Here is a 14164-nt window from a genome sequence, read left to right on the forward strand (position 1 = left end):
ATAGTGAAATGAATAACAACAAGGAGGTCTTTCAGTGACACAGCTTTCTCGAACTAAGACGGCCATCATCCTTACCTTTCTCGTTTTCATGTGGGGAATCAATTGGCCTTTATCAAAGTTTGCCCTGCATTATACACCACCTGTTTTATTTGCAGGCGTTCGAACTTTAATTGGAGGATTCATTTTACTTCTGTTCGCATTACCGAAATACAAAGAGTTACATTTAAAAAAAACGTGGCATTTATACGTTATTTCTTCCTTACTTAACATCATTATATTTTACGGATTACAAACTGTCGGCCTTCAATATATGCCTGCTGGGTTATTTTCCGCCATTGTATTTCTACAACCAGTTTTACTCGGTATTTTCTCGTGGATATGGCTTGAAGAATCAATGTACGGCTTGAAAATTTTCGGGCTTGTTCTCGGATTTATTGGTGTAGGCGTTATTAGCTCAAGCAGTTTAACAGGACATATTTCTGTTATTGGAATCCTTCTCGCGTTAGGATGCGCTATTGGCTGGGCACTTGGCACAGTATTCATTAAGAAGACTGGTCACCGTGTTAATGCCATTTGGATGGTAACACTTCAGCTTATTATTGGTGGCCTTTGCTTAATTGGATTTGGTTCAGAGTTTGAAAGCTGGTCTAGTATCGCTTGGAGTATGCCATTTGTTAGCGTACTTCTCTTTATTTCATTCTTTGTTATTGCAATGGGGTGGCTTGCATACTTCACACTTGTTGGAGCTGGTGAAGCAAGTAAAGTTGGGGCTTATACATTCCTCATTCCACTAATAGCTATTATTGTAAGTTCAATTTTCTTACATGAGGCTATTACCATTAGCTTATTCATCGGACTATTATTTATTGTTGTGAGTATTTGTTTTGTAAATATAAAACCGAAAACACTTGCTGTAAGGCAGCAAGTTGAATTGAAATAAACGTAAGAAAGAGCCTACTGTTGTAGGCTCTTTCTTACGTCTTACTTTTTACGACGTACTACAAAAACACACGCACTTACCGACGATACTATGGCAAAAATAGATAAGACAATTGCTATCAATTGCATATTACTAGTACCTTCATTTTTTTCTACACTAGACACTTCACCATGTTCTCCTGTTAATGACGTACCTTTTGCAATTGTAGTAAGTGAATGCGGTTTTTCAGCTTTTTCATCACCTGTCCATTCAACAATTTCTCCATCTTTATATTGTTGATATGCGTCCCAAGCTATTTTTTGCTCTTTATCCGGATTTTTAGCGACGAAAGTAAATCGCTGGAACTGACCTGTTAAAATTCCTTCTCCTGTCGCTTCCCATACTACAGTTTTAACTTTTCCGGCATTATCTTTTTGCTCCTCAACTTTCCATCCTGGCACTGGTTCATACTGCTGGAACTCTACTCCAGACGGTATTTTCAGTGTAACTTTTGTCGTTGCTACATTTTTTTCAACTGGTACTTTTATCGTATAAGTCTCCCAAGAACCAACGTCAGAAGTTGCTGGTTTTACAGTGACGTGCGCACTAACAGGTAACGAAAACATTCCCATTGCAATAATTGTTGCGATCATTGTTGTTCCTAATTTTTTTATACGTTTCATTTTCTATTTACTCCTTTTCATCTATAACATCTGTTTATCCTGCTACTCGCTAGCAGCATGATTGGTAAAATTTTATCTGCCACCTACAATAAATTTAAAATCTGTATCGAAACTATCAAGAGATTTTGTTAATCCATGAACATGTATATTCCAGTTTCCTGTCATATTAATATACATACCTTCTGCTTCATATTCTCCTGGTGAAACTACTGAAACTTTAAATGAACCTTTTCCCATGTTCATATCTAATGATTGAGTCGTCAATATCATTTGTTCCATATCAGTAACAGGCTGTCCCTTTTCGTCCTTTAGTGTAATATGGAATTTATTTTGTCCTACCTTATTCGGACTTACATTTAGCGTAAGTTCATATCCATTATCTAATTGCTTACTCTCTGTAAATGGTCCAGTAGGAGGCATCGGTGGTGTTTGTACGTTTGTCATAAAAGCTACGATTACGAAAATGATAATTCCAATGACAAACTCTACTTTCACCGTAGCTCCTAATCCTTGCTGCGCTCTTATTCTCCCTTTCACATAATGAATAATTCCCAATATCCCCATGAAAATAAATAATAGTATCTTTGCTAATAAAGCCAATCCATACTTCGTATCAAATAACGAGTGGATTGTTGGAATAAAAAATGTACTATTAAAAAGGCCTGTTATTAAAATCACAATGACAGCACCTGTTGCCCACGGTGAAAAACGCTTAATCATATCCCAATACATATGCCACTTATTATCCTCTTTACATAAAAGAAGAATAATAGATGATAAACCACCAACCCATAATGAAGCTGCTAATAAATGTAGAAAATCCATAACGACAGCAATGTCTTTAAACTTTAAACCGTATGCGTGACTATTAAAGGCCTTCATAACAAGTAGCCCTATAAACAATAGTATTGGAATACTCCATACTTTAAACGACGAAAACTTCTCATGCTTCACCGCAAAATACGTAACAATTATAAGCGTACTAATGAGAACCATTTGAGTAATCCATACATAACCAAAAACAGAAAGCTGTAATGTTTCTTTTAATAGTAAAGGATTGAATGCTTCTAGCCATGAAACATCAGCATTTATTTTCGCTTGCAGTGGTAGATTGAATAACAAGCTAATCAATATCCCAAATAAAGAGATCCATATTATGTTCTTACTCCTTGATCGAACCGAGGTTGCATTGCCTTTATACATAATAAGATTAAAGAATAGCACTCCTATAAATAGTGAGAAACTTGTATATAAAATTCCACGTTCCATAATCATATCGATTTGTGGGACGTAGCCCATCTCTTCCACTTGTATATCGTCTGTTTCCGCTTCCGCTAATCCAACCCGGAACGGGATAACTCCTTGAATTGGATGTCCATCAGCTGAAATCACTTTCCACTGAATAGAGTAAAGACCATTTTTGAGATTGTCTTTTAATCCAGCTTCTAATAGCTTTTTATTTTTTTTATCAATATGAGCATCTTTTAAATCGATCCTTTTACCTGATGTATCTCTCACGTACAATGTATTAAAACTTGAAACTTGTATGTCCTCATCGAATTCGATTTTTACAACAGATGGTGCTTTCTTCAATGTTTCATTTTCAGTAGGGTTTGATTTCACAACGTACGCATGAGCAGATGCACTTTGCGGTATCAATATGATAAGCACACACACAAGTAATAGCCATGTCCCTAATCTTCTCATTACTTTCACACTCATTTCACTTCTTTCTTCCTCATTGCTCTATTTTCATTACTTTAACTTCCGAAGTTTGATTCTCGGGCGAAATATTAACCTGATTAAATATAAACTTCTATAAAGTATAACTCTTATTTCTCTTCCACCTCTAAACTTCTAATATAATAGTAACTATCACGATAGATACAACTTACATTTTTAAAGCCGATTGTTATTATATCATAAAATATATTTATGTAAGTTATCAAAGAAGAAAAGTTATCGTGAATCATTTGTGAAAAAAATGTGAAATACATAAATAAAAAGGTATTACGTTATTACGTAACACCTTTAAAAAAATATCCCTCTTCTATTTCTCTTCCGGATAATCACAATACTCGATAATCGTTCCTTCTGTATCCGCTGGGTTAAGATAAATTAACCTTCTACCGTGCTTATTAATGCGTAGTGTATGCTCTAATGTCCGAATACCTTGTTCTTTTAACTCTTCTAGAGCCACATCTAAATCATCGACACGATACGCAACGTGATGAACACCTTTACCTTTTTGTTTAATAAAACGGGCAATTGGAGATGTTGTATTATTTGTCGGTGCAAGTAATTCAATTCTATCTCCAGCCACTTCAAGAATGGCTACTTCACTTTCCACACCAGGAGCTTCACTTACGTAACGATCTATTAAAGTTCCTAGTAACACATTTTCATAAAAACGTATCGTACTATCTATATCTCGAACTGCGATTCCGATATGATCAATTGTTTTTTTCATTTTATTTCCCCTACTACTTTATTTTTTCTCATTATTAATAGTAACAAAAAAAGCTATAGAAACAAGTCTATAACTTTTTTTATTTAACCTATTTTCTTATCCGCTCTAGTTGCTGGTTGAACTTGGTTTTTCACTTTTAAAATGCTAATGCCATATCCGATAAATCCACCGATAATCGCTGGGAAGATCCAGCCTAATCCTACTTCCTGCATCGGAAGGAATTTAGTGAACACTTGGCTTACTACTTCAATGTTAACTCCAGCTGCACTTAATCCATCAAATAAGCTGATGATAAATGTTACGATTAAGCTTACTTGATAAACTTCAGCTCTTCCTTTAAATAATGAATGGAAGAATGTTAAGAAAATCAATACGATTGCTAGTGGATAAATTGCTGTTAATACTGGAACAGAAACTGCGATCAATTGTGTTAATCCTACGTTTGCAACAATTGCACTAAATACACATAGCGTAATTGCAATTGCTTTGTAAGGAACATTTGGGAATAACTTATGGAAGAATGAAGAACATGCTGATACAAGTCCCACACTAGTTGTTAAACAAGCTACTGTAATCATTAATCCTAATAATACTCCGCCATATGATCCGAAATAGTAGTTAGAAACTTTCGCTAATACTTCTCCGCCGTTCTCTAAATGTCCAAGCTTTGCAACACTTGAAGCACCCATATAAGAAAGTGCTGTATAGATAATTGCTAAAATAGATGCTGCAATAATTGTCGCTTTTGCACAAACGACCATAATTTGTGTTTTCGTTTTCGCACCTTTTTCTTTAATAGCATTGATAATGATAATCCCGAATACAAATGATGCTAGCGTATCCATCGTTAAGTATCCTTCTTGGAATCCTTTAAAGAATGCATGTGATGTATAAGCTTCCACTGGTGCTTGCATATCTCCAATCGGATGTATAAAAGCAACGATTACTAAAATACCGATGAAAGTCAACTTAATTGGCGTTAAGATTTTTCCAACAATATCGACAATTTTCGCGGGATTTAGCGAAAAAAAACAAGTGATACTAAAGAATATAATTGTGAAAAGAATTAAAGGTGTAGAACCTACTCCTTCTGGCATAAACGGCTTAAGACCAATTTCATAAGAAACATTTCCTGTTCTTGGTATTGCAAATAACGGACCAATCGCTAAGTATAAAACTGTTGTAAACACAATCCCAAACACTGGGTGAGCACGACTAGCTAATGACTGCAAATCATCTTTACCTGAAAAACCAAATGCTAGTACACCTAGTAATGGTAATCCAACACCAGTTACTAAAAATCCAGCGTTAGCAATCCATACATTCTCTCCAGCTGATTGACCAAGCATCGCTGGAAAAATTAAATTTCCCGCTCCAAAAAATAGTGCAAATAACATTAATCCAATAACTACTATGAACGAAAACGGTACTTTATTCGCCATAATATAACCCCCATTCAAGTTTCCTTATCTCATTTTCCAATTTTAACTAATTGAATTTTCTGAATATTTAATTTAAGTATCAACTATTCTTGAATTCATTATAGTTTGCTATATAATATTTTGCAATACTATTTTCGAACTTTTCTTTTATTTTATAAATATACATTTTTTAACATGAAAAATAGACTAAAAAACCAACATGGTCATCCATGTTGGTTTTTCCATTTACTATCATGAATTAAAATTTTGCTGCTACTTTTTTAACGTTTTCTAGACCTTCTTCAACAATTTGTTGTGAACGATCTGGATATTGATTGTGTCCTTCAATTACAACTGTCTCTGGATTTGTAATTCCCCAGAATCCAAGTACAGTTGTTACGTAATTAACTGCCATTTCCATAGGAGCCATTTGTTCTGAAGAGTAATCTGAACCACGAGCACCTAACACAACTACTTTCTTACCACCAACTAAACCTTCTGGGCCATTTGCTGTATATTTAAACGTTTTTCCAGCTTGAGATAAGTATGAAATATATGTGATTAATGGTGCTGGTACTGTAAAGTTCCATAATGGGAATGCAAATACAACCTTATCAGCTTCTAAAAACTGATTTAAATATTGATCTACTGTAGCAACTGCCTTCTCCTCTTCAGCTGTTAACTCCATACCTTGGCTACGTTTATATCCACCTGAAATCGCGATATTTCCGTAATAAGGAAGATCTAATGCAAATAAATCTAATTCCGTAATTTCTGTATTTGGATTTGCTTCTTTATAAGTACTTACAAATGTTTCATACATTTTTGAACTAACTGCTTGCTCCGCTGGACGATCGTTTGCTTTTACAAATAATACTTTTGACATTTTTTTATTCCCCTCTACATTCTTATTTTCTTCTTTTTTACCAAATAATGAGCTAAATAGTCCCATTTTCTTCACCTAATCTTTCTTTTCATATTCATTATTCATCATCATAAAAATTCTTATTCTAAGAAAAAGTTCCAATAGATACCTTAAGTTACGCCGTTGCAACTTTTTGTTATTTAATTACCTTATGTAAGTGATTGTAATATAGTCACTTACTTTAGTCAAGTAACTTTTAATAAAAAAATAAAATCTCGACTTAAAAATATTAAGCGAGATACAATTGAACACCAAATACATCTTTATTACTTGTATAATAAACTTAGAGAGGAAAATTCATATATAGAAAGGATTTATTCATGAGCACTATAGAAAAGATTCAAACTTTTATTATTCTTTTTGCTGTTACATGCGGCATCGTACTCGGACAATTTAATATGATACATACGTATTCAGACAAATTTATTGTCCCCTTCTTATTTTTCATGCTATATGGATTATTCCTCAGCATCCCATTAAAAGAAATAAAAAAAGGATTTCGCAATTTAAAATTTGCTGGAACAAGTCTTACTATTAACTTCTTATGGACACCTTTACTCGCTTGGGGGTTAGGGGCACTATTTCTTTCCGATCATCCAGCACTTTGGGTTGGATTTATAATGTTAATGGTTACTCCATGTACAGATTGGTACTTAATCTTTACTGAAATAGCGAAAGGTAATGTAGCACTTTCTACTGCAATTTTACCTGTAAATTTAATTTTGCAAGTACTGCTCCTTCCCATTTATTTATTTTTATTTGCTGGTGTCATGAAAACTGTAGCGGTTTCTGTTTTAGTAGAAAGTATTGTTATCGTAATCGTCTTACCATTTATACTTGCACACGCTACAAAATTCATTATGAATAAAATGAAAAAAGCTGAACCTCTCGAGAATAAACTCATTCCGTTTTTTAGCTCTGCTCAAATTGTATTTTTAAGTTTAGCAATAGTAGCGATGTTTGCATCACAAGGTAAATATTTACTACAAAATATGAATGTTGTTTTATTATTACTCGTTCCTGTTCTATTGTTCTTCATCATCAATTTTTTACTAGGACAATTTATCGGGCGCATGATGCATTTATCTTACAAAGATACAGTAAGTCTAAGCTTAACAACGTTAGCAAGAAACTCACCTGTTGCACTCGCTATCGCTGTAACCGCTTTTCCAGACGAACCTCTTATCGCACTTGCACTCGTTATTGGACCATTGATTGAGTTACCGGTACTAGCTTGTGTGTCACAAGTTTTGTTGCTTATTAAGAAAAAACGGCAATACGCATAATAAAAAACGTCCCATTTTGGGACGTTTTTTATTATGGAAAAATTACATACAACACTTATTTCTTATTTATCATTACAAATGAAATTACCGAAACTACAAACATAATAATACCCATTATAAATCGATGGGCTCTAAAAATGTTATAGAGAATTAACTTTTCGTTACATTAACAGATCCTTTCTAATTAAAAATGATAGGAAACGTAAATATAACGAAAGCTGCCCAAAGTCCGTATATTGGCAAATACTTCGTAATGGCATCTTGAATAGCTGTCGATCCTGATTTGTTTTGCAAGAAACGCATATAGGAAAACATAATCCAAATTAGATTTGCCCAGATCAGTATGTTTACACCTAAAACAGCTAGTCTATTAGGTGTAGTCCCGTAAGATGAAAGTCTAAATACGATGGCTGACAATGCGACAGTGTCAATAATAAGCGCCAGAACAATTAAGGAAACATTTATATAATCTGAAATGTTCTTTTTCTCGTCCGAGTCACTCTCAACGATAGAAAATATAGTAACAGCCAATACACCAAGCAGTATTCCGTTGAATGCCATTAGGAAATTACGATCCAAGAACGGGTTTTTCCCGACCAAAATTATCGTTATAAGATAAATAAACAATGTGACCAGGACAAGCGGACTAAAGATTTTAGATATGTATGGTGTAATATTTTTAGCAAGCTTAAGATTCATTGATACTAAGTATGCAGCCACAATAGCGAGAGCCGCTGCTCCAAATAAAACAACATTACTAAAATAGAATTCTCCTATATCTAAGTCAACAAAGCTAAATAAACGCATGGTGAATATTGCTAGTATCATTCCGCTCACTGCCATGCTCCCGTAGAGAAGACAATATTCTAAATTAAATTTAATATAGGCTAATCTTGTACTGCCTTTTGAATATTCATTTCCTGTAAATGCAAGCCCTACTAAGACCCATAAAAATATAGGAAGATGTAAATAAGCAAGTATGGTACTGTCTTTATAATTTATTGGCAATGTATTAAGATACACCCCGGAAACTAGGAATAACGCTATAAGGGAATAAATAATACTTTTTTTCGGCTTATTATTGTAAACAAAATAAGCAGCAATAAAGGGAATTACACCAAAAGCCAAGTTTATTGGAGCAATTGCTTCCTGCTCAACAAAGTGGAAAATAATCCTGGTGCTTATGCCGGCCAAAATAGCTAAAAGGCCCATGAATAAGAAACCTTTTTGAAACAAAGATGTTTTTTCTTTATTTACTTTCTCCTTGAAATGCAACCTTTCATACCAAGCACCTAGAATTTGAGAATCAGGGTTTTGGTCCCATGCTTGTGAGAATGCTTTTTTAAAAGCTTTCGGATCTTTTCTATACATCTTCTCCAACTCATGGGGGTTATCCATATGTTTAACAATCAAATTGTTAATATTCATAGTTATACCTCCTCTAATTTTAAAAATAAGGTTGTTACCTTTTAACAAAAGCACCTCACTCATTTATTATGATTTTGATTTTAATACAAAATTTATCGTTTTACAATAAAAAATTATTATTTAAAGCATTTTTTTTATCGTTAAATTTCATTTCAAAGAAAAACAAAAGAGCATGACAATTTTATGTCATGCTCTTTTAACAAATTAATTCTCAAATACAAAATTAATCTTATTATCTTTCCACTCTAATTTCGCATCAAACGTTTTCTCGCCCTTTTTAAAGCCTTTAATTAAATCAGTCTTTTCACCTTTTAAGAGCTTTGTCATATTCTTTTGCGAAATTGTTTTACTTAATATCTTCTTTGAAATGGTGAAATCACATTGCGTTGTATTATAGTTAGAACAACCGTAAAACGTTGACTTATCAATTACATCGCCATCACATTTTTTACAGCTACCAACCTTTTTACCCGTTGTAAATTTCGATCCTTTTCGTTCAATCGATTCAACATGTAGTCCCGTGAAATCCCACTTCTCAGACATTTCCACTGCGTCTTCAATAATTTTAGCTGATAGCTTTTTCGTCTGTTCCATAAATGTAGCTGGTGAAGCTGTACCTTCACCAATTTCCGCAAGACGTTGTTCCCATTTCGCAGTCATTTCCGGTGAAGCTAGTATTTTGTCACCAATTGCGGTAATTAATACTTTTCCTTTATCAGTCGCATACACTTGGTTTTTCTTTACATCTATATATTTACGGTCTTTCAGCATCGTAATAATACCCGCGCGGGTCGCTTCCGTACCTAAACCTTCTGTTTTCTTCAATACCTTCTCTAGCTCTTCATTCTCTAAATACTTACCGGCTGTTTTCATTAACGTAATAAGTTGTCCTTCTGTATAACGCTTCGGTGGCTGTGTTTTTCCTTCTTTCACTTTCACCTTTACAACTTTTCCTTCTTCACCTTCAGCTACAATTGGAAGAATGGTTTCGTCATCTTTATCGTCTTGGAAAATAACTTTACGCCAACCTTCTTGAATTTGCTGTTTTCCTTTTGAAATGAATTCAGCACGTTCATCTACAAGCGTTACAATCGTTGTATAGTCAAAGATTGCAACTTCATAATGAGCTGCAATAAGCCTTCTTACGATCATATCGTATATTTTCTTTTCATCACCTGATAGTCTGATTGGGTTTGTAACTTGCTCTGTCGGAATAATCGCGTAGTGATCTGTTACTTTCTTTTCATTTACATAACGCTTATTGTTCATAATGGATTCAACCGGAGCCGGTAATAAACCTTTATATTCATCAAACTGACTTAACTTCTGTAAAATATCAGGGAAAGTCGCTGCTTCTCCTTGAGTAACATAGTTAGAATCTGAACGTGGATAAGAAACAATCCCTTTTTGATAGAGTGCTTGCGTTATATCAAGCGTCTTTTTCGGTGAAAACTTAAAGGCTTTATTTGCCGTTGCTTGCAGTGATGATAAGTTGAATAAAAGCGGCGGCTGAAACTCTTTACGCTCCGTTTTCATTTCCTTCACAACAGCCGGTTTCCCTTGGCAAAATGCCGCAATTTTATTCGCCATATCAGGGTCTTTTAAGCGGGATTCATTATCCTTCTCCCATTTCCCGTCATATTTCTTTCCTTCTATATTAAAGGTTGCAAACACTTCCCAGAAAGGCTCTGACTTAAAGTTTTCAATTTCTTTCTCACGCTTTACAATCAATGCTAACGTTGGTGTTTGGACACGACCAGCAGAAAATACATCATTCATTCCTTTTTTCTTTAACAAAATACTAAACACACGTGATGCATTCATGCCAACAACCCAGTCAGCACAAGATCTTGTGTATGCTTCGTAATACGTATTAATTGTATCTGATTCATCAAGTAAATTTTTAAACCCTTGATAAATAGCTTGCTTCGTTAAAGACGAAATCCATAGACGCTTCATAGGCTTTTGCACATTACAAAGATTAATAATATTTCGTACGATTAGTTCCCCTTCACGCCCAGCATCGCCTGCGTGAATAATTTCTGTTACCTGTGGATTATGTAACAGCTGTTTCACAACGTTAAATTGCTTATACTTTGACTTTGTTACTTCAAATTGAAAACGCTCTGGAATCATCGGTAATGTATTAAGTGACCATTTTTTCCACTCTGCGTGATAATGCTCTGGATTACATAACTGCGTCAAATGACCAATTGCCCATGTACAGTACGCTCCATTTGGAAATAACTCATTCGCTTCTACCTCTAAATATCCATCTTTCCGGCGATATTTAAACTGTGAAACAAGAGCCAACCCTTGATCTGGTTTCTCGGCAATAATTAATTTCATTTTATAACTCCCTATCTGTATTCCAGTGTTACTTTCATTGTCTATATGTTTAGAAGCGATGATAAAACAACAATCTTATTTATCATTCGCGGTTTGTCTCGCAAATGGGAGACCTATAATATTATACGCTTATTCTTTATGGCTTCACAATAGAAACTCATAATATAACAATTTCTTTCACATGCTTACAATTAAAAAAGACGCCCTAAAAAATCAAGCGTTCCTTTGCTTACATCTATGAAATTGTGCAGATAATATGCAGATATAAATTATCATAAGTACACATATGATGAAATGAACGATAGAACAAGGAGGTATCATAATGTTTGCTTATACGTTAACTACCTTAACACTTTGCTGTACCTCAATTCTTATTGTATCCAATATTTCTAAACGTAAGGTTACCCTAATGGAGTATATGGTATTTATTATGTCTTTTAGTATGAGTATCGGTTTAAGTATTGGTTTTTATTTAGGCATTCTCTTTAAGGGGGAATTACTATATTCTACTTTACTTGCTATTTTAATTAGTGGTTTTATCGGTTTTTTAGTGGGTCTACGTTTTCACCTATATACTGCTTTAGAAGGAATGTTCTCTGGATTAATGGCAAGTATGATGGGAGCAATGATTACAGAAATGTTAAACGCTCAACAAGCTCATAGTATATTGTTCATTAGCCTTTTACTTACTATAACGATTACTATGTCCTGTGTGATTCAATTGTTATCGGAGAACTTTTCTACTTTTATCCAACGTCGTTTTTTGTTATTCCTTTCAATTAGTGTAGTAATTATCGTTGCCGTATTCGCGACATTCCCAGATCATACTCCTGCACCTTCACCTTCACCTGGGCATAATCAACATATACATTAGTACTTGCAACAAAAATGAATAAGCAGCTATCCATAGGATAACTGCTTCCTATTATTCTGGCTTATTAGGAATGTTTTGGTTTGGAACATAGTCAGATTTATAATCTGTATAGTTCACTTCCGTTACCATCCCTGCTGAAGCATGATGTAGGTCGTGACAGTGGAACATCCACTCACCGGGATTGTCTGCTACAAAGGCTACTTCATATTCTTCTCCTGGTTTTAAGTTCAATGTATCTTTTACAATTGGAGAACCTTCTATCGGTTTTCCATCTTTACTCAACACCTGGAAGAAGTGACCATGTAAATGCATTGGGTGATCATCCATTTTAGAACGATTTACCAATTTCACTTTTACTAAATCACCCTTTTTCACTTGAATTGGGTCAATATCCGGAAATACCTTTCCGTTAATTGTATATACCATTTCATTTTCATTCATTTGCGTATTTAAGTCCATATTATATGTGGCAGTATACTCTTGATTTAACGTGAAACTACCTAATTTTTTAGCACCATATTTCGTCATATCTAATTTCGCTAATTTTCCCTTTTCATCTGCTTTATCTTTCATCTCTTTGCTGCCATCATACTCAATAACAGCTTTCATTCCTTTTGCACCTTTATTTTTTGAATGGTCCTCAACATACCACTTCCCAGGATTATTAGCAGTAAATTCAATATCATAACGTTCACCCGGTGCGATTGAAATTACTTTATCCTTTATAACTTTTGGATTGTTTATTGGTTGACCATCTGTCACAATTACTTTTATATCATGACCGTGAACATGTATATCATGTGATAGATAACCAGCATTAACAAGTCGAAGACGAACTTTATCTCCCTTATTCACTTTCAATGGCACTACTAAATCACCGCTTTTTCCATTGATTGTGAATAAATCATACATACTCATATCATGACCTTCCATCTTCATATTTCCATGGTCCATTCCTGCCATATTGCCAGAGTCTTTTTGATCACTGCCCATGTCCATACCAGAATGATCCATGCCGTTCTTATCATCATTCTTTTTCGTATTTTCATCACCTTTAGATTTATTACCTATTTGCCCTTTTGTCATTTCTTTTAACTGCTTTTTAATTTCTTCTTTATCTGTAACCCATTCATCCAACAGTAATGTGTAATCTTTATCATATTTTTCCTTTGTATCCTCTACAATGAGCGCTCCATACAAACCTCTATCTAATTGATTTACAGAATCTTGATGCGAGTGATACCAGTACGTTCCTGGTACGTTCGCTTCAAATTCGTAAGTGAAACTTTTTCCTGGTTCAACTGCATCTTGTGTCACGCCCGGAATTCCATCCATGTTATTTGGGACAGGATATCCATGCCAATGAATAGATACTGGTGCAGATAATTCATTTTTTAATGTCACTTTCACCTTTTCACCTTTTTTCACCCGAATTTCTGGACCAGGAGATGAGCCATTAAATGTCCAGACTGGAACAATAACACCGTTACTTAATTTTTGCTTTTCTTCTTTCGCTATTAAAGTAACTTCTGGCCCTTTTTCAACCTTCAATGGTCTTGTAGCTGTTTCAGTCTGTAGTGTTTTGTTATCATTCATATTTTTATGATCATTTGTTGTATTTGTCGTCACAGAACAGGCAGCAATTAAAAATATTACAGAGACAGTAACGGCTGCTAATACAAATCGCTTCATGGACAATCCCTCCTTATTCTTTTTCAAAATCATTATAGAAGTTGATTTTCAAGAAAATAAGGAGATGTAATTAGATCTTACGTAAGCTAATTGGAAAATTACTAAAAGCGGAGACAT

The 14164-nt window shown here is 34.4% G+C and carries 11 protein-coding genes; 3 read left to right on the forward strand and 8 right to left on the reverse strand.

Going from position 1 to position 14164, the window contains the following annotated elements:
• The first annotated feature begins 34 nt into the window (after positions 1 to 34).
• Positions 35 to 940: a DMT family transporter gene (locus B9A45_RS20320; protein ID WP_000192820.1), complete on the forward strand. Its 906-nt coding sequence runs from the start codon at positions 35 to 37 to the stop codon at positions 938 to 940.
• A 41-nt stretch (positions 941 to 981) separates the two neighbouring features.
• Here B9A45_RS20320 and B9A45_RS20325 read toward each other — a convergent pair whose 3' ends face one another.
• From B9A45_RS20325 to B9A45_RS20345, 5 genes are all read right to left on the reverse strand, one after another.
• Positions 982 to 1602, reverse strand: coding sequence for a YcnI family copper-binding membrane protein (locus tag B9A45_RS20325; protein ID WP_000821399.1), 621 nt, complete (start codon positions 1600 to 1602; stop codon positions 982 to 984).
• A 72-nt stretch (positions 1603 to 1674) separates the two neighbouring features.
• Positions 1675 to 3324, reverse strand: a complete 1650-nt coding sequence (locus B9A45_RS20330; protein WP_000114333.1) for a copper resistance CopC/CopD family protein — start codon at positions 3322 to 3324, stop codon at positions 1675 to 1677.
• A 328-nt stretch (positions 3325 to 3652) separates the two neighbouring features.
• Positions 3653 to 4072: a VOC family protein gene (locus B9A45_RS20335; protein ID WP_000750846.1), complete on the reverse strand. Its 420-nt coding sequence runs from the start codon at positions 4070 to 4072 to the stop codon at positions 3653 to 3655.
• A gap of 83 nt (positions 4073 to 4155) precedes the next feature.
• Complete coding sequence (gene brnQ, locus B9A45_RS20340) at positions 4156 to 5514, reverse strand: branched-chain amino acid transport system II carrier protein (RefSeq protein WP_001284783.1); 1359 nt, start codon at positions 5512 to 5514, stop codon at positions 4156 to 4158.
• Positions 5515 to 5752: 238 nt separating this feature from the next.
• Positions 5753 to 6445 (reverse strand): FMN-dependent NADH-azoreductase, encoded by a 693-nt coding sequence (locus B9A45_RS20345; RefSeq protein ID WP_000522502.1) that lies wholly within the window; start codon positions 6443 to 6445, stop codon positions 5753 to 5755.
• A gap of 293 nt (positions 6446 to 6738) precedes the next feature.
• On the opposite strand from B9A45_RS20345, the gene B9A45_RS20350 reads away from it, so the two are divergent.
• Entirely contained in the window at positions 6739 to 7704 is a 966-nt protein-coding gene (locus B9A45_RS20350; protein ID WP_000103805.1) for an arsenic resistance protein, read from the forward strand.
• A 180-nt stretch (positions 7705 to 7884) separates the two neighbouring features.
• Here B9A45_RS20350 and B9A45_RS20355 read toward each other — a convergent pair whose 3' ends face one another.
• Together B9A45_RS20355 and topB are read right to left on the reverse strand one after the other, a co-directional pair.
• Positions 7885 to 9132 carry a DUF4153 domain-containing protein gene (locus B9A45_RS20355; RefSeq protein ID WP_084064685.1) on the reverse strand — a complete coding sequence of 416 codons (1248 nt, stop codon included), beginning with the start codon at positions 9130 to 9132 and terminating at the stop codon, positions 7885 to 7887.
• A gap of 204 nt (positions 9133 to 9336) precedes the next feature.
• On the reverse strand, positions 9337 to 11481 hold the full coding sequence (gene topB, locus B9A45_RS20360) for a DNA topoisomerase III (RefSeq protein ID WP_084064690.1): 2145 nt from the start codon (positions 11479 to 11481) through the stop codon (positions 9337 to 9339).
• A gap of 322 nt (positions 11482 to 11803) precedes the next feature.
• Between topB and B9A45_RS20370 the strand changes: the two genes are divergently transcribed.
• Positions 11804 to 12355 carry a hypothetical protein gene (locus B9A45_RS20370; protein ID WP_000458547.1) on the forward strand — a complete coding sequence of 184 codons (552 nt, stop codon included), beginning with the start codon at positions 11804 to 11806 and terminating at the stop codon, positions 12353 to 12355.
• A 51-nt stretch (positions 12356 to 12406) separates the two neighbouring features.
• Here B9A45_RS20370 and B9A45_RS20375 read toward each other — a convergent pair whose 3' ends face one another.
• The gene (locus tag B9A45_RS20375; protein WP_084064693.1) at positions 12407 to 14047 is read right to left on the reverse strand and encodes a multicopper oxidase family protein; all 1641 of its coding nucleotides are present in this window, start codon (positions 14045 to 14047) and stop codon (positions 12407 to 12409) included.
• Positions 14048 to 14164: the final 117 nt, after the last annotated feature.

The organism is Bacillus sp. JKS001846, assembly GCF_900176455.1.
GTDB classification, from domain to species: Bacteria; Bacillota; Bacilli; order Bacillales; family Bacillaceae_G; genus Bacillus_A; species Bacillus_A cereus.

What these genes read in the sequence shown, in the direction of transcription:
- B9A45_RS20325 (WP_000821399.1), bottom strand. Translation starts at nt 1,602, where the DNA reads ATGAAACGTATAAAAAAATTAGGAACAACAATGATCGCAACAATTATT.
- B9A45_RS20330 (WP_000114333.1), bottom strand. Translation starts at nt 3,324, where the DNA reads ATGAGTGTGAAAGTAATGAGAAGATTAGGGACATGGCTATTACTTGTG.
- B9A45_RS20335 (WP_000750846.1), bottom strand. Translation starts at nt 4,072, where the DNA reads ATGAAAAAAACAATTGATCATATCGGAATCGCAGTTCGAGATATAGAT.
- brnQ (WP_001284783.1), bottom strand. Translation starts at nt 5,514, where the DNA reads ATGGCGAATAAAGTACCGTTTTCGTTCATAGTAGTTATTGGATTAATG.
- B9A45_RS20345 (WP_000522502.1), bottom strand. Translation starts at nt 6,445, where the DNA reads ATGGGACTATTTAGCTCATTATTTGGTAAAAAAGAAGAAAATAAGAAT.
- B9A45_RS20350 (WP_000103805.1), top strand. Translation starts at nt 6,739, where the DNA reads ATGAGCACTATAGAAAAGATTCAAACTTTTATTATTCTTTTTGCTGTT.
- B9A45_RS20355 (WP_084064685.1), bottom strand. Translation starts at nt 9,132, where the DNA reads ATGAATATTAACAATTTGATTGTTAAACATATGGATAACCCCCATGAG.
- topB (WP_084064690.1), bottom strand. Translation starts at nt 11,481, where the DNA reads ATGAAATTAATTATTGCCGAGAAACCAGATCAAGGGTTGGCTCTTGTT.
- B9A45_RS20370 (WP_000458547.1), top strand. Translation starts at nt 11,804, where the DNA reads ATGTTTGCTTATACGTTAACTACCTTAACACTTTGCTGTACCTCAATT.
- B9A45_RS20375 (WP_084064693.1), bottom strand. Translation starts at nt 14,047, where the DNA reads ATGAAGCGATTTGTATTAGCAGCCGTTACTGTCTCTGTAATATTTTTA.